Source organism: Candidatus Hydrogenedentota bacterium, assembly GCA_035416745.1.
GTDB lineage: Bacteria > Hydrogenedentota > Hydrogenedentia > Hydrogenedentales > SLHB01 > UBA2224.
In genome coordinates this window covers 1-24038 of sequence record DAOLNV010000054.1, presented here as the reverse complement: position 1 = coordinate 24038, position 24038 = coordinate 1, and the positions used below count along the sequence as shown (strand labels likewise).

Annotated in this window: 19 protein-coding genes and 2 tRNA genes; 8 read left to right on the top strand and 13 right to left on the bottom strand. The window is 59.4% G+C overall.

From position 1 onward, the window contains the following. The 6 genes from PLJ71_15330 to PLJ71_15305 form a co-directional block, all read right to left on the bottom strand. A partial coding sequence (locus tag PLJ71_15330; GenBank protein HQM50059.1) for an RNA polymerase sigma factor occupies positions 1-509 on the bottom strand: 509 nt, incomplete at its 3' end. Positions 510-584: 75 nt separating this feature from the next. Further along, the gene (locus tag PLJ71_15325; protein ID HQM50058.1) at positions 585-3284 is read right to left on the bottom strand and encodes a heparinase II/III family protein; all 2700 of its coding nucleotides are present in this window, start codon (positions 3282-3284) and stop codon (positions 585-587) included. 239 nt (positions 3285-3523) lie between these two features. Beyond that, positions 3524-5398, bottom strand: coding sequence for an asparagine synthase-related protein (locus PLJ71_15320; protein ID HQM50057.1), 1875 nt, complete (start codon positions 5396-5398; stop codon positions 3524-3526). Then, positions 5395-6399, bottom strand: a complete 1005-nt coding sequence (locus PLJ71_15315) for a glycosyltransferase family A protein (protein ID HQM50056.1) — start codon at positions 6397-6399, stop codon at positions 5395-5397. Before PLJ71_15315 ends, PLJ71_15320 begins: the two co-directional genes overlap by 4 nt. Beyond that, entirely contained in the window at positions 6396-7328 is a 933-nt protein-coding gene (locus PLJ71_15310) for a glycosyltransferase (protein HQM50055.1), read from the bottom strand. The genes PLJ71_15315 and PLJ71_15310 overlap by 4 nt, the downstream gene beginning before the upstream one ends. Then, entirely contained in the window at positions 7325-8605 is a 1281-nt protein-coding gene (locus PLJ71_15305) for a glycosyltransferase (protein HQM50054.1), read from the bottom strand. The genes PLJ71_15310 and PLJ71_15305 overlap by 4 nt, the downstream gene beginning before the upstream one ends. Positions 8606-8802: 197 nt before the next feature. Between PLJ71_15305 and PLJ71_15300 the strand changes: the two genes are divergently transcribed. The 4 genes from PLJ71_15300 (at position 8803) to PLJ71_15285 (ending at position 13517) form a co-directional block, all read left to right on the top strand. Beyond that, a complete protein-coding gene (locus PLJ71_15300; GenBank protein HQM50053.1) occupies positions 8803-10263 on the top strand; it encodes a hypothetical protein in 1461 nt (486 codons plus the stop codon). A 108-nt stretch (positions 10264-10371) separates the two neighbouring features. Next, complete coding sequence (locus tag PLJ71_15295) at positions 10372-11133, top strand: hypothetical protein (GenBank protein ID HQM50052.1); 762 nt, start codon at positions 10372-10374, stop codon at positions 11131-11133. Positions 11134-11172: 39 nt separating this feature from the next. Next, entirely contained in the window at positions 11173-12336 is a 1164-nt protein-coding gene (locus PLJ71_15290) for a glycosyltransferase family 1 protein (GenBank protein HQM50051.1), read from the top strand. Positions 12337-12386: 50 nt separating this feature from the next. Continuing rightward, the gene (locus PLJ71_15285) at positions 12387-13517 is read left to right on the top strand and encodes a zinc-binding dehydrogenase (protein HQM50050.1); all 1131 of its coding nucleotides are present in this window, start codon (positions 12387-12389) and stop codon (positions 13515-13517) included. A 27-nt stretch (positions 13518-13544) separates the two neighbouring features. Here the strand turns inward: PLJ71_15285 and PLJ71_15280 are convergent, their stop codons facing one another. From PLJ71_15280 to PLJ71_15270, 3 genes are all read right to left on the bottom strand, one after another. Continuing rightward, on the bottom strand, positions 13545-14696 hold the full coding sequence (locus PLJ71_15280; GenBank protein HQM50049.1) for a cohesin domain-containing protein: 1152 nt from the start codon (positions 14694-14696) through the stop codon (positions 13545-13547). Between the two features lie 279 nt (positions 14697-14975). Further along, positions 14976-15509, bottom strand: coding sequence for a hypothetical protein (locus tag PLJ71_15275; GenBank protein HQM50048.1), 534 nt, complete (start codon positions 15507-15509; stop codon positions 14976-14978). Positions 15510-15629: 120 nt separating this feature from the next. After that, positions 15630-16949, bottom strand: a complete 1320-nt coding sequence (locus tag PLJ71_15270; protein ID HQM50047.1) for a neutral/alkaline non-lysosomal ceramidase N-terminal domain-containing protein — start codon at positions 16947-16949, stop codon at positions 15630-15632. Positions 16950-17157: 208 nt separating this feature from the next. On the opposite strand from PLJ71_15270, the gene PLJ71_15265 reads away from it, so the two are divergent. After that, positions 17158-18069, top strand: coding sequence for a tetratricopeptide repeat protein (locus tag PLJ71_15265; protein HQM50046.1), 912 nt, complete (start codon positions 17158-17160; stop codon positions 18067-18069). An 11-nt stretch (positions 18070-18080) separates the two neighbouring features. On the opposite strand, the gene PLJ71_15260 is transcribed toward PLJ71_15265, so the two are convergent. From PLJ71_15260 to PLJ71_15245, 4 genes are all read right to left on the bottom strand, one after another. Beyond that, the gene (locus PLJ71_15260) at positions 18081-19160 is read right to left on the bottom strand and encodes a hypothetical protein (protein ID HQM50045.1); all 1080 of its coding nucleotides are present in this window, start codon (positions 19158-19160) and stop codon (positions 18081-18083) included. A 59-nt stretch (positions 19161-19219) separates the two neighbouring features. Beyond that, positions 19220-21100, bottom strand: coding sequence for a tRNA uridine-5-carboxymethylaminomethyl(34) synthesis enzyme MnmG (mnmG, locus tag PLJ71_15255; GenBank protein ID HQM50044.1), 1881 nt, complete (start codon positions 21098-21100; stop codon positions 19220-19222). Positions 21101-21192: 92 nt separating this feature from the next. Further along, the gene (locus PLJ71_15250; GenBank protein ID HQM50043.1) at positions 21193-21741 is read right to left on the bottom strand and encodes a GNAT family N-acetyltransferase; all 549 of its coding nucleotides are present in this window, start codon (positions 21739-21741) and stop codon (positions 21193-21195) included. A 24-nt stretch (positions 21742-21765) separates the two neighbouring features. Then, positions 21766-22620 (bottom strand): PIG-L family deacetylase, encoded by an 855-nt coding sequence (locus tag PLJ71_15245; protein ID HQM50042.1) that lies wholly within the window; start codon positions 22618-22620, stop codon positions 21766-21768. Between the two features lie 293 nt (positions 22621-22913). Between PLJ71_15245 and PLJ71_15240 the strand changes: the two genes are divergently transcribed. From PLJ71_15240 to PLJ71_15230, 3 genes are all read left to right on the top strand, one after another. Further along, a complete protein-coding gene (locus PLJ71_15240; GenBank protein ID HQM50041.1) occupies positions 22914-23411 on the top strand; it encodes a YfcE family phosphodiesterase in 498 nt (165 codons plus the stop codon). Positions 23412-23767: 356 nt separating this feature from the next. Next, positions 23768-23841: transfer RNA gene (locus PLJ71_15235), tRNA-Cys, on the top strand. A gap of 103 nt (positions 23842-23944) precedes the next feature. After that, positions 23945-24031 (top strand) — tRNA-Leu (locus PLJ71_15230). The last annotated feature ends 7 nt before the right edge of the window (positions 24032-24038 follow it).

Here is a 24038-nt window from a genome sequence, read left to right as displayed (position 1 = left end):
TCGCGGCCCAGTTGAAGGCGTTTCTTAAACGCGCTTTCCGAGATATCGAGGAAACGGGCCGCTTCCGCTACGGAATGCCCTCCGAGGTAGAAAAGGTATAGGGCCTCACGATACTTGTCTGGTAGAGCGTTGAGATTCTGGCGGAGAAAGGCGCGCATCTCATCGCGTTGCGCGGCCTCCGATGCCAGGTCTTCCGCGGAGGCTTCGTTTGCGGCTTCTTCGAGGTTGGCGACCGCGTTCTTCTCCCGGCTGCGTTTACGGAGCCATTCCAGGCACTGTGTTCGCGCGATTTGCCCGAGCCAGGCGCCGAACGCCCCGGGCTCGCGTATCGTATTGAGGCGCAAATAGCTGCGGACAAAGCTCTCCTGCACCAAATCCTCGCAGTCGGAGGGGTTATGTACGTAGCTCGCGCACAGAGCCCAGACCCTGCGCGCGTAGCGGTCGATGACTTCCCCAAAGCGCTCCTCGTCCCCAGCGAGGATCTTTTTGATCAGCTCGGCGTCGCTCACGGCATCTCTCCCTGCCCTGATGGTTTCTATGATACAAGATGCCGGGACAAGCGATATGGTGAAATCGGGACGCCTTTACGGTGTGCCCATTTCGTGGAATCTCGCCACGCCCTCGAGATTGAGCAGATGTTCACCGGACTCGAGCAGCGAACCTCCGCACAGGGCTGTGTATACGACGTTTCCTTGCGCATCAAGGCGAACCATCGCAATCTCGCCGTCGGTGCGGGTCTGGGGATTAGCCTCGACGGCTACGCGCGTGGCCGCCGCATCAAGGCGGTCGCGCACGATCACGATGTCGCGGCGGCCGTCGGCCAGTTCAAGCAAGAGCGCAGTGTGTGTGCCGCCAACAGCCGTTCCTTCGGGTGTTTGAACTGGCAATCGGCGGATGGACCCGATAAACCGGTTGCCCTCATAGGGTTCCAGGACTCCCACAAACGTAGATTCGAGCGGGGGAGCATCCTGGGCGTTCTGTCTTCTGACAACGACACGCGGAATCCAAATTTCCTCGCTCGATTTATAGATGCCGACGACAACCCAGCCTTCCGCGAGCCCCGCCGACGCCTCTTGAGTAAAATCGGTATACCGCAGATGGATGTCCCGCTCAGTCTCAAGCAGTTTCAGCCGGTCTTCGACCCTCCAATCGGCCGACCACCCAGATTGCGCGGTTGGATCCATCTGGAAGCTGCGCATCTGGGTGTCGTGGCCGTAGTCCTCCGCGGGCTGGAGGTTCAATCCGGATACCTGGACCCCGCCGAAGTGGCTGTGAAGGAATTTCGTGTGGTCGTGACCGCCCTTGACATGGAAGACGTCGAGCACATAAAAGTCTTGGGGAGATACGTCTACCATGACAGCCGTCCGCTCGAACCGTTCGCCGCCAATCAAACCGGGGCCTGTCATACGCATGGCATGGAAGGCCGCACCCTCGGCCCAGAGCGTCGTTTCGCCTGCCTGACCCCAGGCTGAATTCGCACCATCCACGACCACCGTGTTGTGTGCGGCGCTCATGGTGTACCAACGAGCCCGGGGCGAACCCCAGCCACCGAACTGGACGGGCGGATACCCGAACTCGGGCAGCAAATCGAGCCCTTTCGCGAACAATCCCAGATTCATGCCGTCGGCATGGCCGTGGGGGCCTCCCGCGTCGTAATCGAGCCACAACACCCGGCGGTGTTCCCCTTCGCCCGAGCGCATCAAGCCAAGATGCCACTCTTCCTTGTTGACGCTACCCAGAATGATTTCCGGGCCGTGCTGGGCTATTACCGCCTCGATGTCCGCGGCGACGGGTCCGGGGTCGTCGATGAAGAAGTCATAGGGCAGGTTTGTCAGTTCGTTGCCGTTTTCGCGGTACGCGATCTGGGCGTATGCGGGGTCGCCCGTTTCTTTGTACAGCTGCCAACAGAGGGTGAACATCGAAGGTGGGATGTGGGTCCAGCCCGAACTGCTCGAGCCGCCGCCATAACGGGCGAAATTCAGGCCTACGTACCGGTTCACCGCATGGCAATAAGCGCCCGTGTCGCCGATTTGCGGGTAATACCGGCCCAGGCACATCGTATCCGCGAAGAATCGATAGGTCTTCCGAAGGTTCGGGTGCCGTTCCAACAGGGTGTGCAGAAACGCCGGGTCGGACTTCGCGAATTCGCCAATGAAACAGCCCACCGCGGAAATGGTGAAACACGAGTAGCCCGCAAGCCCTTTCTCGCCTGTCACTCCGTCGACCGAAGTGGCCTGCTGCAGCATCGGGTCGACGAGTCCCCAAAACGCCGCTTCGTTTTCGGGCATACCCAGGACCGCGTAAACAATGGCCAGCGCAATCTCCGTGCGGGGATAGTTGGTCGTGATTTTGGGGCGGTTGGCGATGGCGTCGCGCAGGATACGCGTCTCGATGTTGCGTTGAATGTCGGCGAAACCCGTCTTGGGATTGTCGAGCTTGTATTGCTCGGATTTCTTCGAAAGAAACGCCACTAGCCCGGTATCGTCCTTAATGGCTTCGAATATCATGTCGTAGGCCATGACGATTTCACGGGTCTCTTCGCAGGCGTCGTGCCACGTCGACACATAGCCGCGATCGGCTTTTCCCTCATAGAGGACGCCCTGCGCCCCAAAGTCGAACAGGGGATAGAGGTCCGCAACCCGGTCGATGAGGATAGCGGCTTTCCTGGCATAGGCTGGGTCGCCGGTCATCAAGTGCGCGGCCGCGAGGGTGCTGATGCCCTCTACCACGCCCTGTTTCCATTGTCCATAAATCAGGTACGCCCCGATGAATCGCCACCGATTGTCTCCCTCGACATACCCCGTGCCGTCATCGACACCGAAAAGATGGAGCGGGTCATTCGCATCAGGATGATCCGTATTGAACAAGAGCGAGCGGTCGGCGTTGCCGGGTTCGAACACCCCGTGCTCATCGAGTCCAGATGCGTAAAACGCTCCAAAATCGTTCTTGGGGAAGAACTCGCTGCAGTGGGGACACTGCACCTTCCACGGGTGCTCGAGCGCATTCATCTTCCAGTTGTACATGGGCACGCTCGTCTTGCACGCCGGGCAGTACCCATTGGACCACACCATCCACGACCGGGGGATGGTCGCCCCGAACATCAAGCCCCACAGGTGATCCTCCGGCATGGCGAGCCATTTCTGTGCGCTGGCGACAATCCCGTCGCGCGCCGCCCCGGCCCATTCGAACCGATCAATGTTGCGCCGCAAGGAAGCCACGACCTCCGGACCGTACAGGCTGCTTCTGGTCTTTTGCAGGTCTTGTGCAAGCGATGTTCCGGTCATAAGAATCCCCCCAATCAGGACAACCGTAGCCGGTAATCGACAAAGACACGAGTTCATCTCAGGCACCTCGGAGGTTGTTACCCACGTTCTGCGCGCAAGAGGCTCTTGTATACGGTCTGGCTAGCATACCACAGGAAAATACGGCAAGTTCATCACGCTTGGGTATCAGCAACAACTGTTGTCGAAAATACCGCCGCAGGCCTTGCGCCTGAGGCCTCCTGAATGAACCAAAGCCGCCGTCAGTTTCTCACAAGCACCGGGGCACGGCCAGGCACAAGCTGCCCTGTTCGAACCCGCTGCACTAATCTGGACAATTCCAGAATGGGCACGATGGCGCCCAACAACCGGTAGCGGTCTTTCCCTTCGAGGTGTTCCTGCCAGACCTGACGGTAGAACCCGGGCATCAAGATATCTTCCGGAAGGGGATATTCCGTCATCACGAGACCGTGCATCCAATCGCGCAGCTCGTTGCGCAGATGTCGAGTGAAGTCCCCGACCTGTTGGCGTTTGGCCAGTCCGTGCCAGCCAGTAAGCCGCTCGACCTTCGCACTAACCCGGCGCACGACCTTGGACGCAAAAACTTGCCACTCCGGAGCAAGGGGGGGGAGCAGGGTCGCTTGCCAGGCAATGGCGGCAACACTGCAAAAAGTGCTGCGCATCATCGCGCGGTAGGTGCGATGATTTGCCCGCAAGTCTGTCGGGATGCTTCGGACCAGGTCGTTGAAATCGTAATCAAAGAAGCATGCCGCCGACTCGGCCCCTTCGCGCATCAGGACGGTGCCCATGGCCGTTTTGCGGCGAACATGGTTGTCGAAGAGGTAACGATGCGCTGCATCGGGCGTGCTCAAGTGACCCAGTTCCCCGAACTGACGTTTGAAGATCGCGAGAGGATAATCCTCCGCACCAAGATCTTTTACTGCCGGCATGGCTCTGGATAAGTCGGACTCTTTCAGGAATCTGTTGAAACGCCCGAAAACGTTCTCTGCAAGCTCATCGGGCTGCATCGGTTTAGACCATTGCGGACGCAAGAACGTCTCTCCCAGCACGGCATCTCCGGCGAATCCATTCAGTACAAGGTCCACACTCTCGATCACGTGGAGATGCGCGAGAAAATGCATGTCGAACGTATTGCACATGCCTTCAGTTATCGCGACTCCTTCGCTGAACCTTTCGGCCAATGTGTCGTATTCGTAAGGACAATCCCTGTGCTCGGTTCCGAGGACGCCCGCAATTCTGGCAGCCAGCACACGGTCATAGCACCGGTCTTCCCCCCACGTGAACGTGCGCGGCGATATTCCTGCCTGTACGGCAGCCGCCGCTATGCACCGGGAATCGAGTCCGCCGCTGAGTGTAACGCCGATGCTGCGCCGCGTACCCGCCTGGCGCCGCACGGCCTCGACTAATGCTGCCCCCGCGCGCCGGCCCCATTCCTCGACGGTAGTACCCTGTTCCGAGGGATACTCCCAGGCCCAATAGGTCTTCCATTCGATGGTTTCGAGGGTCTTTGTCATCATGGTCCCCGGAGGGAAGACCGAGACATCGCGCACAAGCGTTCGATCTCCGGCGAAGTCGTCCACGGTCAAGATCTGCGCAACTGCCAAGGGATCAATGTCTCCCGGGACCACTCCGGCGAGAACAGGCCCCATTACACGGCTGGCAAGGCAGAAATGCGAACCCCGATGCGCCCAGTACATCGGATACAGGCCATAGCGGTCGTTGGCCGCGACAAGCGTATGCGAATCGGGATCCCACAGCATCAGGAAAAACGCGCCGTTGAGCGTGGGCAAGGTCTCGCAGAGCCGCTTCTCCCGGGAGAGCTTCGCCAATAGCCCCAAATCGTCTTGTGCATCGGGGTAGGCTTGTTTGCACGTCTCAAGAGCACCGCACGTGTGCAATTCGCCGGTCAAGACGCCCCAATACCGCGTATCTTCGAGATATCGCGGCATGAGACCCTGGCCGAACTTGTCAAGACTTGCCAATCCAAACAACGCCTGGCCCGCTGCAGCGTAATGGTTGACGCTCGCGTTTCCGCTGCAAAGAAGGGAACTGAACGAATGCGCCAGTGCGTGAACGTCTTTGCACTCCGGCGTCTGGCAAAAATACGCGTTGCTCATTGCCCTATGACCTTTCTGCGCACATGACCCGCAAACCAGCGACATTCTCCCCAAGCAATAGAAAGTTTCGAGAAGTAGGTATGCATTGCATACACAAGAGACACAAGAGCGCAGTAGCCTTTGAGCTTGGTTTGGACGAACTTCCTGCCGATGATGAGCATCACTGCTGCAACCACGGCCGTCTTGACCCAGATGTTCCCCACACCCAGCAAGGTGATGGACGCAACCGTGGCACACGCCCAGAAGACGTTCACAATACATTCTTTTCGCCAAAGCGGATCGGATGTCCGCCAGCAGCGCGCGGCTATCTCGGCATACGTTTGGCCGCAGCGCACGTTTCGGCGCCAATAGTCGCGGATGCCTCGGAAACCTAGATTGTGCTGCGCCATTACGCGATTGAGTTGGTAGATCTTCCTGGCGTACTCATTACGGAGTCGCCAGCACAATAACGGCTCTTCCCCGAAGGCGACATCCGTGGGAAAACCACCCGCTTCCTGCAGTGTAGCCCGAACATATAGCGCGGCCCCGCCACAATGGCGAATGGCCTGTTCGCGCGGCGCCCAATCGATTTGCAGGGCTTCGAAGAGGATGCCAGGGCAGACCTCCTTCAGATTACCGCATACAGCCGCAACATCGCTATGCGCCTCGAGAAACTCGACACCAACTCGCGGCCAATCCGGAGACACCGTCATATCGCCGTCGATGAATTGGACGTGTCTGCCTCGCGCGGCGGCAAGTCCCAGATTTCGGTTCTCGGCGGCGCGCCGGCGTTTCTCGCCTCCCAGCAACTGGTCGACGCCCACCTCATGCGCAATGTCGATACTGGAATCGGTCGAGCCGCCGTCCACATAGATCAATTCCCAGGACAGGCCCTCCATGTCCGCATTCTTCACCGATTCGAGGCAGTCCTTGAGTGTTGCGGATTCATTGTATCCGATGACAACGAAGGACACGTTAAGATCCGGGACGACGGCGCCGTTCTGTTCTTCGCCGGCTCTCATGAAGCGTTCCGTTCGTGGGGCGTAACCTCGGGCGCAAGGAAAGCCAATCCCAGCCGTTTCAGTTGCCAGGCATGCAGGTACTTGCGGAATTCAGGGTCATCATATTGTTCAGCGCCCTTGATCATGCTCGAAAAGTAACCCGCCATAATGCAAATTCCGCCCACGATATAGGGACGTTCAAACATCCGGTTGATCCCGCTGGCGATGATGTAAAGGGGGTGGCAGCCCATAAACCATTGGCCGCGGCCCCAACGCATACGCCCATGAAGAATGTTCTTATGTGAGGAACCCATGAGGCGGTGATGAATGATCTCCAAATCCTTGTCACGGAAACTGCGTGTATGCCAGCCGAACATGCGGGCACGGTGCATGGCGATCCCATCCCACATGACCATGCGCACGTAGCCTCCTATCTGTTCCCAGCAGGCCCGGCGCCAAAAGTTGACAGCGCCGGATACCATGTCATCAATGATGCGTTCCTCCTTGAACGCCCCTTCGCCAACCGGATTGAAGACCTTGCCGCTCGCCCCGCCCAGCGTTGCATCGGCCTCCATCTTCTTGACGATTCCTTCGAAATACCCGGGCGGCAGGGTGAGATCGCCGTCAAGCTTGCATTGATACGCGAAGCTTCGTGTTTGGAGGGCTTCGTAGCCCGCGTAAAACGTCTCGACAACGCCCGCCCCGACCTTGCGCTCGCCGCGATCAGGGCGATGCACCACGTGGACCCAGGGGTATTGCGCCGCGGCCGCGTCGGCAATCGCCCCGGTCTCGTCTTTCGAGCCGTCGTCCACGATGACCAGTTCGACCGGCAGAAGCGTCTGGCCTGCAATGCTGTCTATCGTTCCCTGGAGGTATTTGGCTTCGTCTCGGGCGGTGATGACGATAACATACGACCGCTCGGGTGTTGGGTTAGCAGGCTCCGCCGTCATTCCGTGCCTCCGGTCTGTTGTTGCATCGCTATCGATGCTCGGAACAAGGATTCCAGATTCGTGGCAATTGTTTCCACATTGAAGTGCTCTTCAATGGTCGCGCGAGCTTGTTTTGCCAGCCTTTGGCCCAAGGCAGAGTCCTGCATAATTTGCCGGATGGCCTGTGCTAGGGCGGCGGGATCTCCGGCACCTGCCAACAACCCATTCTCCCCATCCGCAATCAGTTCCGGTATGCCTGATACTCCTGTGGATACAACCGGCACGCCCAATGCCATCGCCTCCATGAGCGCAACGGGGATCCCGTCCTGGTCGCCGCTCTCCGCAACCACGCACGGCAGCACAAACACATCGGCCGTATCAAACATGGCTTTCACGCGTTCCTGGGGCATGCCTCCAGGCATTTCAAGGCAGCCAGCCAGTCCGAGCGATTCGGACTGGGCCTGAATCGGGCCGAAAAGAGGTCCCGTACCGGCAATTACGCAGCGGAACGAGATCTGTTGCTGTTGCAGGAGTGCCAGGGCGCGGATCAGGATGTGAAAACCCTTCTTCTCCACGAAACGGCCCACCGAGAACACAAGCGGCGGGCTGTTTTCAGGAGGTGCCGGCCGGAAATCGTACCGCGACACATCCAATCCGCAATGCACAAGGTGAATTCGCTCCGCGAGACAACCGCGCCCTTCGAGAAAACGGCGGTTATATTCAGAGATGACGGCAGTAAATGCCGCACGGCCCACCTTTTCCTTGAGCGCCGTCCCCCGCTCGAACAGGTCATTTGCGTGGGCAGTGAAGCTGAACGAAATACCCGCCATGTGCGCGGCATACATGGCTATAGCCGCCGGCACATGGGCAAAGTGGGCATGGATGTGCTCGACATGGCTCTGCTCGAGAAGCATCCCAAGATGGCACCCCGTAAGAAAATGCCAAAACATCTTCAAGCGGTCGGCCGGCGTCGAAGTCTGCGCAAAAAGGACATCGCGGACCAAGAGGGCGAGCGCGCGGCCAGAGCGAAGCGGATGACGTATCAGATGGCGTGCTGCGCCGGCGGCAATGTTATGCACGGGTGCGTCGTACAGATAACATGTCTCTTCCACGATGGCCAAGGCTTCTTCAGAGATCTGTGAATCCGACGGGCGGCTTGTCGAGAATAGGGCAATCGTGACCCCGCGCTTCCGCAACGCGCCGACCTCACGATAGATGAACGTAGACGTCAGCGCCCCGAGCTCGGGCGCCAGATAGGCGATGTTCATCGGCTGGTTCGCGGTGCCGGATACCTTCATATGTTTGGAGGCCCCCTGTTTCGCCTTACGCTGGTGACGGGGCAAGTCTACTGACTCCCGGCGCCGTCTTCAACATGCCTGGCCGTTCTCCATCCCGCCGAAGTCCCGAGTCTGTTATACTTTAGGAAGAGCAGGGAGCGTCCCTCGGCTCACTTTCTGTGGGGCCCGGGGTGATGGGCTCCTGCAAAAGGTGGACCATGATCATTTTCGGCTGCCCAAAATGCGGGAAACAATTTCAGGTGCCGGACAGGGCTGTCGGACAACATGGCTGGTGCAAAGGGTGCGGCGCAATCATCCGCGTACCTGAGTCAAGCAATGCCTCGGACGAGGATATTGTTGACGTAAAAATGGACCCCCAGGTCGAAGCGCTCCTGAGGCACATGGCTTCGCAATTGAAGGAATATCGGACACGCGCCAAGGAGTCACAGGAACAACTCGCGGCGCTACGTGACAACAACGCAATGGCGGCGGCTCAGGAACAAGCTCTCAACAAAGCAGGCCGGCTGTCAAAGGAACTAGGCAACCAGTTGAAGGCCATGGAGGAAGACCGGCAGGCGGCGGGAGCCGAGCTGCGTGAGCTCATGCAATCCCTGCGCGGCCTGCTCGAATCAGGCCGGAGACTTTCTCAACCGCAAGACGGACGTCCATCGGAAGAACAGCTCAAAGAAATGGCGGCAGCAGTGGAGCATGAACGCAATGCCCATGACGCAACACGGACGCAGTTCCATCTCCTCGAGCGACAATATTCCGCGCTAGCTAGCCAGGGAGAGAGCCGGACGGGTGAGTTCGAGCGCTTACAACTCAGCTTGGACCGGGCAGAACAGAGAGCGGCGGAACTCGCTGAGCGTTGCGGAAAACTCGATGAGCAAGCAGCCACCCTCCGCGCGGAACGCGACGAGGCCCGCCGTATGCTCGAAGACCGCCACTCTGTCGAACAGACAACGGAAGCCGCGGCTGCCCGTCTCCAGGAAAAAGAGTCGATGATCCAGCGGCTCTCTGAGGAACTCAGGGCCGCTCTGGAAAGCAAAGGAGAAAGAGAGGCCGAGAATAGGCAAAGACTGGATGATATCGAGCATCTGTCGGCCGAGTTGTCCGGTATTACACAGAGTGCGGAAGAAGAGATCCTGCAGATTCAATCGGAACTGAATACCGAACGCAAGGGGCATGCCCTGGCGGAACGTGCGCTCATGCATGCCCAGGACGATCTGCGGGCGTTACGCCGCGACTTTGATGCCCTGCACCAGATTGAGACCGAGAAGATCGCTCTCGAACGCGAGACAGTATTGTTGCGAGAGGCGCTGCAAAAAGCGGAAGAGACCATTCAGGGATATGAACAGCGGTTCCAAGAGAACCAGCAGAAACTCAGCGAAGCCGAAAAGCGCATCCAGATGCTCGAAGACAAGACAACTGGTTTCCTGGCGGCGCCCCGCCTTACCGGGCACGTCGGGAGACCTGCGAACAACGTGGCAGACGCCGGCCAAGAGGCGGCGGGAAGCGGCGCTGCTCCAAGACAAGGGCCTTTCCCGGGACCGTTCATTCCGCCCTCTGAGCAGACCGACCATGCGCAGGGGATTACTCTGATTCCTGAAGTCATTGATAATGATTTCGACGACGGCGAAATGTTGGACACCTTGATGCGATTCCTGGGGCCCGAATAGAAAAGGAGTTCTGGTGTGCTATCATGCGTTTGGATATACTGTGTCCCGTCCAACGGCATGTGGGGACCTCCGGTTCCGGTACCGGAAGTTGGTGGGGAAGATTGGTGAATGCGTAAGCTGGTTTTGACATGCGGTTCATGCGGGCAGCGCATGCAGGTTCCTCGTTCGGCCATCGGGCGCACGGGGCTTTGCCCTGCCTGCGGCGCGACGGTGCGCATCAACAGCGACAACACCACGACGGATGCGCCCAAACGAAAGACCATATTTGCCGGAGGACCAAGCTGGTGGCAGGGAAGCGGCAAGGCCAATGATGACGCGAAACGCCGTTTTGGAGAAGCCGTCGACCTTTACTATTCTGGACGTTTCGCGGAGGCGCTGGCCATCTTTAACGGGTTGGCGCGCGATTTCCCGGAGAATACCGACATTCAGAACGGACGCATCCAGTGCGAGAAAGCTCTGAGGCATCCGGGCGCGGGAAGACGCCTCGCCTTAGAAGACAAGTCAGAACGACTAAAGGATGCCGCTTTGGATAGAGAAACCGTTGAACGTATCGTGCTCGAGAAGCTGGTGGCCGGAGAAAGCGAAGCCATCCAGCTGCAGGCGGCCGACATCGCTGCGAAGATTCTCGGATTGTACAACGGCGTACAAGGGGTTTTCGCGGGGGACGATAAGACCCGCGGGGAGGACTCGGGCAACGGCCCGGACAAAACGCGCGAAATGCATGACCCCGCACGCGCAAAAGATGCCCCTTTCTCGATATCCACGTTTCGAGACTACGCAACCAGCGCATCGAAAGACGAGCCCCGCAAAGACGGCGAAGACATTGCGGAAGATGACGATGTGGCGTCTTCCGATGCCCGGCGTGCGTAGCCAGGCCATATTCTGTGCACGACATTTTGAGGGCCTATTGTGTCTGATGAACCGCTGCGTGTCGTCCTCGAGGTGAGTTGTGCTCTTGAACACCCCCTTACGGGCGTTGGCTACACGGCCCTGCACCAGGCAAATGCTCTCAAGAACCTCGACCCCCCTTTGGACCTTCGCCTTTTCGCCACGCGGGCGCGGGGCGTCACAATCCCCGATGAATTGCGGCGCGGTTTCACCCGGTGCTTTGCGATTCCTAATGTGCGCCGTCTCAAGCTTGCCCTATGGCGCCAGTACAACTGGCCGCCCATCGAGTGGTTTTGCGGCGATGCCGATGTTGCTCACGGCTTATTTCATCTCCTTCCGGCAGCCAAGAGCGCAAAGCGCATTGTCACGGTTCACGACTTGGTTGTGTTCCGCCATCCCGAAACGCACACGGCATCCACGGTGCGCACCCACCGAAGGCTTCTGATAAATGCCGCCCGAAATGCGGACGCATTGATTGCCGTCTCGGAAAGCTGTCGTCAAGATGTCCTCGAGCTGTTGCATGCCCCGCCCGAGAAGGTTTTTGTGGTTCCCAATGGCGTGCGCACCGAGGAGTTTGCCGGGAAACTCGATAGAGACGCTCTGACTCGTTGTAAGGCGCGGCTCGGCCTTTCGGGCAACTATTGGATTTGCATCGGTACCATCGAGCCCCGCAAGAACCTTTGCCTCTTGCTGGCTGCTTACCGGCGTGTCGCAAACCGGTTTTCCGAGTGTCCTGATCTGCTTCTCGTGGGCCGCCGGGGTTGGCACGCCGAACCGGTCTTCGAAACGCTCCGCAGCCTGGGGCTCGAACAAAGAGTCAAACATGCCGGCTATTTGGCGCGGCCGGATGTTATACTGCTGCTGCGTGGTGCAACAGCGTGCCTATATCCTTCACTTTATGAAGGATTTGGGATCCCTGTCCTCGAGGCGATGGCGGCCAGGGTGCCGGTGCTGACTTCCAACGTGTCGGCAATCCCTGAAGTCATTGGGCCTTGCGGCATATTGGCCGAGCCCCGGGACGTTGACAGTCTGGAAGAGGGCTTGGAGGCACTCCTGACGAAGCCCACGGAGTGCGCTCAATTGGCGGAGCGTGCGTTTGTCCGCGCGCAGAGCTTTTCCTGGGAGAACAGCGCGAAGCGTCTGGCCGAAGTGTATCGGATGGTGTGCGGCCGGCGGGCAGGTTGACGTTTTTGACTTGCTTTGCTCCGCAGGCGGCAACGAAGGGGAGGTGCACCGTGAAAGCTGCCGTGATATTCGAAAACGGTGATGTAGACTGCATTCGGTACGAAGAAGTGCCGGACCCGGTCCTTGCCGCGGGCGAAGTCCTCCTCGAAGTCCGCGCCGCAGCGTTAAATCACCTCGATATCTGGGTGCGGAAGGGTCGTCCCGGCATGGAATTGCCTGTACCGCACATCCTCGGCTCTGACGCGGCCGGCATAGTCATCGAGGTGGGAGAAAACGTGGGTCATGTCCGTCCCGGCGACGAGGTGGTCATTAACCCGGGTCTGAGCTGTGGGCAGTGCGAGTTCTGTCGGCGCGGAGAGCAAAGCGAATGCATTACTTTCGGCATCGTGGGAATGAACCGTCCCGGGACGTTCGCCGAGCGCGTCACGGTTCCCGCCTCGAATGTCTTCGTCAAGCCGCAGCGTTTGACCATGGTTGAGGCCGCCGCGTTGCCGCTAGCCTACCTGACGGCGTGGCGCATGCTCCTGTCGCGCGCGCGTCTCCAGCCGGGAGAGACGGTGCTGATTCACGGCATCGGCGGAGGCGTGGCCTTGGCCGGGCTGCAACTGGCCCGGCTGGCGGGCGCCCGCGTGCTGGTCACGTCTTCCTCCGACGACAAGCTGGCCCGGGCACGGGAATTCGGCGCTGACGCAGGCATTAACTACGCCAATAATCCCTGCCTGGGAGACGCCATCCGAGACCTCACCGGAGGCCGGGGCGTCGATGTCGTCTTCGACACCGTGGGGGCCGCCACATGGTCCGTCAATTTCAAAGCCGTGCGCCGTGGAGGCCGGATCGTGCATTGCGGCGTCACCACGGGCGCCGAGACGACCGTGAACATCTCCCAACTCTATTGGAACCACATTGTGGTCATGGGCTCAACCATGGGCTCAAACGAGGAATTCCGCCAAATGCTCGCCGCCGTCACGGCCTCGCGCATGTGTCCCCTCGTGGATTCCGTGTATCCCCTCAATCGCGTACAAGAAGCCACTCAACGGATGGAATCGGGCGAACAATTCGGGAAGATCGTCCTGGTGCCCGGGGGGAAACCCGACTCCATCAAAGAAGAGCGGGCAGACTCCGAAGTGCGCAGCAAAATGTTTGTGGGAACCAGCGCCGGCGAGCCAACGTCCGCCGGTTGAGGGCTTACCCGCGTTCCCTGGACGCCCTTACGAAAACAGGCGCCGGCGAAGAACAAAAACGCCGAACACCGCTCCTGCGGCGATTGCCACAAAGATCAAGGTCGGCGTGAAGCTCCGCGCGGACGTCTCGGTTCGTCCTGCTTGCGCTGTTCCCGGCATACCTGCCGGACGACCGGGCTCTTGCAGTGCGGAATCTGTAATCGCCGGCGATGGGGGAGAGGTCTCAGGCGCTGTGGAAACGTTCGCGCTGTCCGCGGGAGCCGCACTGGGCTCGCCCCGTTCCACAGTGGCGGTATCTTCAGTCATGGCCGCCATCTGCATTTCCGAGGCCGCAGCGCTTTCGGCAGAGTCTGTGCCCGCGGCCCCGCCGCTTTGTTTGCCGTCCTTGGTATCCGAAGGACGCGCGCCTATATTGGCGCGGCCGGCCGCCGCAACGGTCAGGGCCTCTGCAAGCTTCGCGTTCGCATCGTCGCCCGTTTCTGGCGCGCTCTCCCCTGGCACGGGGGATTGGCGGCTTTGCGTGATGCCTCCTTCGGACTGGCGCGAGTCGGCAACGTCAGGCGTGCGGCGCGCCGCTGCCTCGTTGTCAGCGGGGTTGATGACAATGGGATTGGACCCGCCGGTGCCTTCCGCGCCATGTTCCTGAGCGGGATTTTCCTGATTATCCGGTTGTTCTTCAGTATCTTGCTCTTCGTTCTGTTCTCCTTCGTCTCCGGCTGTTTCGAAAGAGATGCTGCTAGTGCTTCCGCGGGAAGGGATCTCATCGCCCTGCAGCGACGCGAACGTAGTGCCCGTAATGCTGATGTTCGTCGACGCGTCGCCGCTGCGGCGTTGCAGTACGATGTTGGTGATTTCGCCCGAGGCAATGGTATTGCTGTTCAACCCGGCCATCACGACCATGTACGCTCCGGGTTCCTTCACATTGGTCATAACGTTTTTGCCCGCCGATTGGGCAGCTGCGCCGGGATTGGCCTGTTGAGGTTCCACGGCGGAGGGATCGTAATTGAGCTGAAAACTTATCGAGGCCACGCCGTCGGCCACATCGCCCTCCAGCACAACAGGAACGGTGATCTGGTCCCCCTGCACCTGAGGCTGGCCGATGCGGAGTGTGCCGGCGTCGGCGCTAAACAAACCAAGCAACATTGCGGCCATGGCGATTATCGGGATACTCTTTTTCATCGTGTGATCCTGTCCGGTTCCAGGTGTTTCTCGCAATCAAAGGCATCGAAGGCCTGTAACCCCACTTATTATAACGTCTTTACAGAATAGGGCGTTGACTTGCAGTTGATCACCCACGGAGTCTTTCTCGAATGTGCGGATGATCTTCGTTTTTCACGCAAGCGCCGCGCCAAATATAAAAGCTTTTCCGACAATGGCTTACGCGGAGGACAGCAGCAGGAACCGGTCCTCCAGTTCCCGCTCCGGGAATTCCGCGGCGGGCTTCTATTCCCGCCCTGCCTATTCGGGCGTGGAACCGGTGTTTATGTTCTGGTTATCCCGGTCAAGCGGAGGATACATATTCACAAATACGTCGGACCCCGCAGTTATGTATGAACGTGCGATCACTGCGAATAAGTACAGCCACGCCAATAACTTCGCCACCGGTAATCCAAAGATCGCGGCCAGTTCGTCGAGGCGGTAGACTCCGCTCCCGGGAAGAGCCATATTTCCAGGCGATAACAATAGATAAAAAGGATAGGGAAGGAATGCTATCAAACCGAGAATGCCAACTTGAATGGCGCGTGCAGTCGCATTCTCGCGCGACACGCCCGCCTCCGTGCACCGCTGGTAAACGAACAACGCCAGATACAGCGATAAGGACACAGTCACGAGGCTCGGGGAGTTAATGATAGCGTTCTGGGTCACAACCCTGCCCGCAAGGCGCGCGGCCCAGAAGGCCCCTTCAGGAAACAGCCCGATCGCAAAGTACACAAGCCATAATGCCAGCGCGGGAATTGTCCAGAGGTCTATGAGATTCTTTGACTGATTCACTAACTGTCTCCGGCTAACTGCCATATCCGTATTCAGGGTAGCCTATGCGAAGGCGCAGTTCAAGTCCTTGTCACAGAAACGCTTAGATGCAGCCGTGCCGCGTGCGGTTGCACCATCCCTTCAGCCTCGGGCACCGCGCGCCGCCGGGTTCCACATGATGATCGCGAACTCTTCTTCCTTGCAGGGCGCCGTCCCCGGCCTTCTCATTTCGGCCAATATCATCTGAGCCTCAAACAGCAGCTTGTCGGCTGCCCCGATGCCAACGTAACTGGCGGCCGCACCCCCGTACCCTCCCGCCAAAGCCCCCGCTACCGTCGGGAAGTACGCATGATACTCGTTCGTATAGCCGCAGAGGAGCGCGTGACGCACCGGGGCCTTCGCCTTCAGCTCGAGTTGGTATTCCACAAAGACCTCCCCCGGCAAGCCCACAAAAGCAACCGCGTCACCGAGCGAAAGTACCGTCACGGGAACCCTAAGGTCCGGCGTGGCCGATTCAAAGTAGCGTCCAAAGAAACCTCTCTCCCCGCCGTGCGCCTCGAAAACAATGCGGCGCTGGTCGGGGTCGTTCAAATCCCAACGCACGCCGACCATGACCTCCTTCTGGCAAAACGCCACGTCCCCACAAGCTGTCGAGTGAGGTCCAATGCTGCGGAGCGACGCCAGAACGGACCGCGCGCACGCCGCGCCAACCTGCCGCGCCGCGTCGGCGCCTCCCGCGTCGATCGGGGTCTTGTCAAGATATGGATTGATGTCGCCGCAAGCTCCCTGCAGGAACATGCACGGGTATCCGCTCTCCGCTTCTACCAGCCGGCGCATCTCCCCGATGTAGTCCGCTGAATACTGCCGGTTGGATGGCCCCATCACGACCGGATGGCAGGCGAAGTGCACGAGCAGGGCGACCGGCCGTCCGTCCATCCTGTCGAGCTTGATCAGGGTGGCTTCGCGATCGACAGGTTCGGTAGGTAGACGCTCCTCGTTGCGCCAGAGCATGGCGCAGCGGCCGTCATCCAACATGCGCCGCCGGTTGTGGCCGATATCGAAGGTGCCCGTTCCTGTGCCAATGCGGGCGGGTTCCAGCTTCTCGACGGCCTCCGCAATAGCTTCGATGGTACCTTCCAACACTGCGTTGGCGTGGGGAGCGTTCGGCACGTCCATCTCGGGCGCGTGGTGCGTGTGCGTCGCGGCAAAAAAAACGTGCGCCACGCCCAGGGACGCCGCGCGTTCGCGAATCGCATCCAGCACATCCTTCATCGGAGGCCGCCCAAGGTCTGCGGATACCAATGCCGCGGTTGTCTCCTTCCCGCGGAACACCACCGCATACACCATCAACGGGTCCAACACGCCATTTGCCGGCCCTTGCCGGTCTGAATAGCCCCAAAGCGCCAGGCTCGAAGCTGGCGTAATATCGCGTACGCCGAGTCCTATAAGAAAATCGTTCATGCCGGTTGTATCCTCGGAAGTGGGTCACTTCCTGCAAACGGGAGCATCCATTTTAGTGCATAAGAGGCCGTCATCCCAAACAGTACTCCCACTCCCGGCGGTCTCTGCCCTGGCAGTTGAGCCGGAGCGTGCAAGGAAGTCCGCGAGCACGCCTTTTCGCCTTGCGGGGATGTGCCGCTTCCGGTAGGGTAGAGAAAAGGAGGCGATGATGCCTGTAAGCACTTCGGTACACATTTCCCATTGTCTGACGTACATTATCGGCCTCAAACCGCAATCCGTACTGGATGTCGGGTGCGGGTTCGGATTGTGGGGCTTCCTGTGCCGAATGTATCTTGACGTCTACGAAGGCCGTGTTCAACCCGCGGAATGGAACACGTGTATCGACGGACTCGAGCTCTTCGAACCCTACATTCAGGACCACCATCGCAGCCTCTATTCGTCTATCCGCATCGGCGACGTACGAGACGCCGCCGCGGGCCTCGATGCCTACGAACTCATCATCGCCGGCGACATCATCGAACATCTCGAGAAAGATGAGGCCGATGAAGTACTTGACCATCTCTATTCCCGTGCGACAAGGGCATTGCTCGTCAACATTCCCCTCGGGCACGGCTGGGACCATCCCGAGCAATACGGCAACCCGGGGGAATTGCATCGAAGCCAGTGGGAGGTCCAGGACTTTCTGCGCTTTCCATCCGTCCATAAAGAATTCGAGTTGCCGTGCGGCAGATACGGTTCGTTTTTCTGCCCCAAGGATTGTGACCCGGGCGCTCGTCTGAACGGGCTCGTCGCTGCCGCACAACGGTTTGACCAGCAGGGACGCGCCGACAAGGCCCTCAACTATGTCCTCATGGGGTTTGAATTGGACCCTGGACACCCCGAAACATGTTTCTACGCGGCTGATCTCTTTCTGCGTGCCGGGAACAACAAAGCCGCCGTCGAAACCCTCGAGCGCGGAATTCAAGAGGACCCTTCTTTTCACGAGGCCTATGTGATGTTGGCAAAACTGCTCGCAATCCTGGGACGGTCCCAGGAGGCCGCCCAATGGGTGCAGCGGTTTGCCGCCCGTCCTGATGCCCCCACAGACCTTGTGGCCAAGGCCCAAAAGCTGCTCGGATAGCGTGCCCCGCTTTACGAACGTGGCCGGAAGGTAGCGCCGTAACGCCACGCGGCAGGACGCCCGGCGAAACTCCACAATGTCTCCGAGGCGGGAAGAAACTCCGTGGCCGGGCCATGTTCCCACGATTCCTTGTGACCGTCCTCCGAGTCCCTCTGAGGCGTCAAGATGATAATCCAACCGAATTCGGCGTCTTCGAGCAAAGCGTTGACTTTTCGCCGCGTGTGTACGACATTGTAAATGGTGATGGCGGCGGCAATCGCGCCGGATACCCACGCGACCAATGCGGCGTCCAACTCAAGCAGTTTGTGCATGAGAAACACCAACGCGAGGAATACCGGCACTCCCCATAAGAGCGGAATCTGACTCAGCCGTCTGCGTCCCACATCCGCGTAGGTCAGGATTTCCTCATGCTCGGTGGCCGTTTGCCGCCGCCGCTGCATACAGCCTTCCGCCGCATCGGGAAACCAATCGGCGGGAACATCCAGAATCAGCGGGTCTTCCGGCACGGCGGCCGCATGGGTGAGTATCACGGAAACCCAGTCTTCCGGTTCCTCGCCGTTGATCTGGTGCACGACATTGTGGTCCGCGTACAGCTCAATCGTGTTGGGAACGCCGGCATCGTCGTGCACGAGACCGGTCTTTTCGAGCCAGCGGCGCGTCTTATCGGTAAAGTCCCCGGCATTAAGCGTCCCTTCGAACACGCGTACATACCCTGCGTCACGGGCGCGTCTCAAGATCCAGCGCCGAATCAGGAGGTCCACTGTCTGAATCAATGTGAAAAGGCCCCAAATCACACCGCCTACGCCAAGAGCGCCCGCAAACAGATCAGACCACAAGCCTCCCTCTTTCCACTGGAACAGGATGAACGTCAGGTATGCCACACCACCCAACACAAGAAACCCCACAACGCCGCGCCTCACGGCTTTCCTTAGAAATGCGCGCTTCAATGCACGGAGCGAGTCGTGCTCGGCGGCGCCAAGGTCGCGCGTTGCGACTTGCGGCATCCCAGCGCACAACTGCATCACCTCGCCCTTCTCGAGCGGATGGCGGTATGCGGGATTCCATGGTTCTTTGTGTCCGGATTCGTCCATGCTCTTACGCCTGCGACCTCCTATGGGATGGGTTTCTCTATTGCCGTATCTATGCGCATTCAGGCTCTGGCCGATTGTTTCTCGCGCGAGAGCTTCTCCACGTACACGAGCAATGACGCGATGTCACACGAGCGAATGCCCGGGATCCGCCCCGCCTGGCCGAAATTCACCGGCCGCACTTCGCTGAACCGCTGCTTCGCCTCATACGGTATGCCCGGAACGGTGAAGAAGTCGAGTTCCGGCGGGATGGTTCGGGATTCCGAGCTGTGGAACCGCTCCACATCCCGTTCCTGGCGCGCGAAATAACCCTCGTACTTGCAGCGGATTTCAACCTGTTCCGCTTCTTCGAAGGAGAGGGGCGCGCGGGGCGGCGCGAAACGCCATACATCTTTGATGGATACCTTCACGCGCCGCAACAGTTGCGCGGCCGGCTGGGGCATGGTGACCGTTTTTTCTCCGGCGCCAACAAGCAGCCGGTTCAATTCCTCGGACGGGTGCACGAGGGCAGCCTTCAAGCGTTTCAGCTCCGCTTCGACCCGCAACTCCTTGTCGCGAACAGTGCGCTTGAAGGACTCGTCCGCGATGCCGTAGCGGGCCAGCCGCACGTCGGCGTTATCGTGGCGCAGAAGGAGACGGTACTCGGCGCGCGACGTGAACAATCGGTAGGGCTCCAGCACGCCCCGCGTCACCAAATCGTCGATCATCACGCCGATATAAGCTTCACTGCGCGGGATGTAGAGCGGCTCCGCCCCTTCGAGCCACCGAATCACGTTCAATGCCGCGTATAGACCTTGTGCGGCGGCCTCTTCATAGCCCGACGTACCATTGATCTGGCCCGCGTGGAACAAACCGCGCACGCTCTTGGTCTCCAGGCTGGGTTTAAGCTGCGTGGGGTAAATAAAATCGTATTCGACGGCGTATCCGGGACGGACGATCTCAGCTTCTTCCAGGCCCGGCACCGTATGCAGCATGGCGAGCTGGACGTCTTCCGGAAGGCTCGTCGACATGCCATTGACGTACACTTCCTGCGTAGTGAGACCCTCGGGCTCAAGGAAAATGTGATGGCGGTTCTTATCCGGGAATTTCACCACCTTATCTTCAATGCTCGGGCAATAACGGATACCAATGCCCTCGATCTTGCCCGAGTACAGCGGCGAGCGGTCCAGGTTCGCGCGGATCACGCGTTGTGTCGCCTCGTTCGAATACGTCATCCAGCACACGACTTTGTTCGGGTCGAATCCCTCCAGCGGCGTCGAGAACGAAAACGGACGCGGATCTGCGTCGCCGGGCGAAGGCGTCATGACATCCGTGCAAATGCTTCGCCGGTGAATACGGGCGCAGGTACCCGTCTTGAGACGTCCCACGGCGAAACCGAGCTCCCGGTAGCACTGCGACAGACCATGCGCCGAGGCGTCTCCGGCCCGCCCCCCGGGCAAGTCGACCATCCCAAAATGCAGTTTCCCGCCCAGGAACGTCCCCGTGCACACAATAACCGCCCGGCCCGTGATTTCAGCGCCCAGATTCGTGCGAATGCCGGCTATTTCGTCTCCGTGCACCAGAAACGCTTCTGCGGAGGCCTGACGCAGCGTCAGATTCGCCTGCGCTTCGCATACCCGCTTCATGTCGTACTGGTACGCCGTGCGGTCGGCCTGGGCGCGCGGTGAATGGACCGCCGGACCCTTCGAACGGTTCAACATCTTGTACTGAATGCCTGTCCAGTCGATGCAACGAGCCATTTCACCGCCCAAAGCATCGATCTCGCGGACGACCTGGCCTTTGGCCGTACCGCCGATAGCGGGATTGCACGACATCTTCGCGATGCTGTCGAGCTGCATGGTCGCCAGAAGCGTGCGGTGGCCCGTCCTCGCACATGCTAGCGCCGCCTCGACGCCCGCATGGCCGCCGCCAACGACAATCACATCAAAATCACGATGATCCATGGGGATGACCGGTCTCTTATGCCATCTGTGTCCAAGGCTATGGCCGGAAACGCCTTTCGCCCATCGGCATATTCTATCACGGACAGCCGGTCTCAAACCTTCTCGATGGCTTGCTGCAACGCGCCAAGACGGCCCAGCTTCGTCGCAAGTGTTCGCCACCGCCCGGGATGGGTCTCGTCCACGTATACGGGTACAAAGCCAAGGTCAAGGTAGAGACGCACGGCGGCTTCCCGCCAATCGTCTGTATCGAGCTGTTGCGCCTGGAATCCGAGGTCCCTATGATACTTCATGGCGGCAACGGTTACGAGTGCCCCGAGCCGTTTCCCACGATGGCGTTCAAGTACCCCTACCATGTGGAGATAACCCTTGGCAGGCTCGTATTCATTTACCCACGCCGACGCCGTGCCCACAATCGCACCCGCATACTCCACAACGAACAGGCGTTCGGGTGTGAAGCAAGGGTGTTTTGTGAGTGATTCACGGACCAGACCCGGGGTCTCCATCCCAAGTTTTCCTGATAAAAACACGCGGCTGAGACCCGCCTCATCGCCTTCCCTGTAATTGCGCAGAAGGTATTCGTCCGGGACCGGAATCTGTGGAATCAGCCACAGGTCAGGATGTTCCATCTTCAACTGCGACATATACTTGAAACTCCCGGCGAGATGTCACGGCGCTTCTTCGCGCCGGAACCGTTCCACGAACCGGTTCTCGGCCGCATGGTAAGCCTTGAGCCCCTTGTCAATCTCCTGAAACACGGTGTCCGCCATGTCCGGCGTATACTTGGTTGTCGCCGGCTCGAACTGGCTCACATGCGCCGCCGAAGCTTTCACCTTCTTGTTGATGAAATCCGTAATGTCCACTTCGTAGTTGGGCTCCTGCGAATAATAATAGTACGCCACAGGCACCGCATAGGGTTTCAGCCCCTCGTCAAGAAGGTGCTGGGGATAGTAGAGGTGCCACTCAGCGGCGATAAACGCATCCTTTGTTATGTTCGCAGACATGCGGTGGTCGGTCTTGTGCCACTGCTGCCATTTCGAGCCCGGGTCCGGGCAAAACACGGCGTCAGGCCGGTGTATCTTGATGAGGCGGCACACCTCTCCGCGCAAACGCTGTGGGTCGGCATACTCGAGGTCACCGTCTTCATAGCCCAGCCAGACGATGCTTTCTTTCGAGATGCCCAGGATGAGACAGGCTGCCTCCTCTTCCGCGCGGCGAATCTGCGCCAGGCGTTCCCGACTCATCTCGAGATCCTTCGAGCCGCGGTTGTCGTTAGTGTAGATGACGACAACGACCTTGTTGCCGTTCGTAACCAGCCGTGCCAGTGTCCCGCCCATCGAGAAGGTGTCGTCGTCGGGATGCGGCGCAAACACCAGAATAGTCTTTCCTTGCCAGTTCTCGACGCGGTCCGGCGCGCCGACCTCGTCCTTCCCGGCAAGGGGCGCCATGATAGGCTGCCCCAGAGCGCTCACGCCAGCGAGCGATGCCATAAAGAAGGTTGCGAACACAGCGTACGTGCGCATGACGAATCCTCCCGGTGAAGTTCCCCCTGCCAGGGATGGTCCACGCTCCTTGTTGCCGCTCCATGGTAAGCAAGCTGGGCCCCACATACAAGCGCCCGGGAAGACTGCCTCAGCAATCCCTCGGTTCAGGCACAGGCGCCTGTTTGGCCCAAAGACCGCGTTGAATGCCTGATACGCCGTCAGCCCGCTCACAATTGCCATCCCCTGATTTGCATTGTAGAAGAGCCTCCCCGCCACCCGTATAATTACGTCCCCGAATGAGCCCCCGCAAAAACAGCAGGAGAAGCCATATCGTGATCCTGGGCGTTCTGAGCGATACTCACGGCAACCGGTCTCTGATGTATCAGGCGGTGGACATGATGAAACAATTGGGCGCGACACTGTTCTTCCATCTCGGCGACGACTACCCCGACGCCGAAGAACTGGCGATGGTCGAGACGAATGTGCGCATCGTGCCCGGATTGTGGTGCAACGCCTATCACAACATCCGCGTGCCCAACCGCATTGTAGAGGAAGTCGAAGGCGTTACCATTTCCGCCGCGCACGCCATGAAAGACCTGCGCCACTCCGAACGCAGCGCCGACATCGTTATGACCGGCCATACCCACGAACCAGCCATCGAACGCGCCGGCGCCACAATCTACCTGAATCCCGGCCACCTGAAAGGGCCCGAAAGCCGGGGCCACCGGCCATCCTTCGCCCTGATTACCATCTCCGGCAACAGCATACGCGCCGCGATACACGAACTCACCGGCGACGTGCGGTTCGAGAAACAATTCAACCGGCAATAAAACGGACATGCCGCAACAGAGAAGAGATCACCCAGGCCGAATAGATCGTTCAGATCGATTCGTGAACGCTCTCAGTGTGGCATGATTTCCTGACCACGCCGCGCTTGCGGCCGCTGGCTCCGGAGCAACGCCCCGGTCCGTCTATGCATGGGAATCCCTTGGGCCTCTTGTCCGAGATCATCGCGTGCGGAGGTCATCAACAACACGGCGCAAGCGTCTTGCCTTCATTCCTCGACCTCAGAGTGGCACATAGCCTTGCAGACCAGTATCGCGCGCTCACGCGAACTGCGAAGCCCACAACGCAACCCGCATGTTGACTTCCCCCGCATGTGTTGGATAGAATTTGGCTTGCAAGAGGCGGCATAGCCAAAAGGTAAGGCAGTGGCCTGCAAAGCCATGTTTCCCGGTTCGATTCCGGGTGCCGCCTCCATTTTTGTACCCGTCCGGCGTATCCCAATTACACCCTTGCCCCGATCCCCGCGGAACCTTTACAATAACGCCGCGCAACCCAGATGCCGCGCACCTTTCAGCCGGGGCGAGTGGTGGAATTGGTATACACGACGGACTTAAAATCCGTTGCCCGCAAGGGATTGAGGGTTCGAGTCCCTCCTCGCCCACCACTTGATA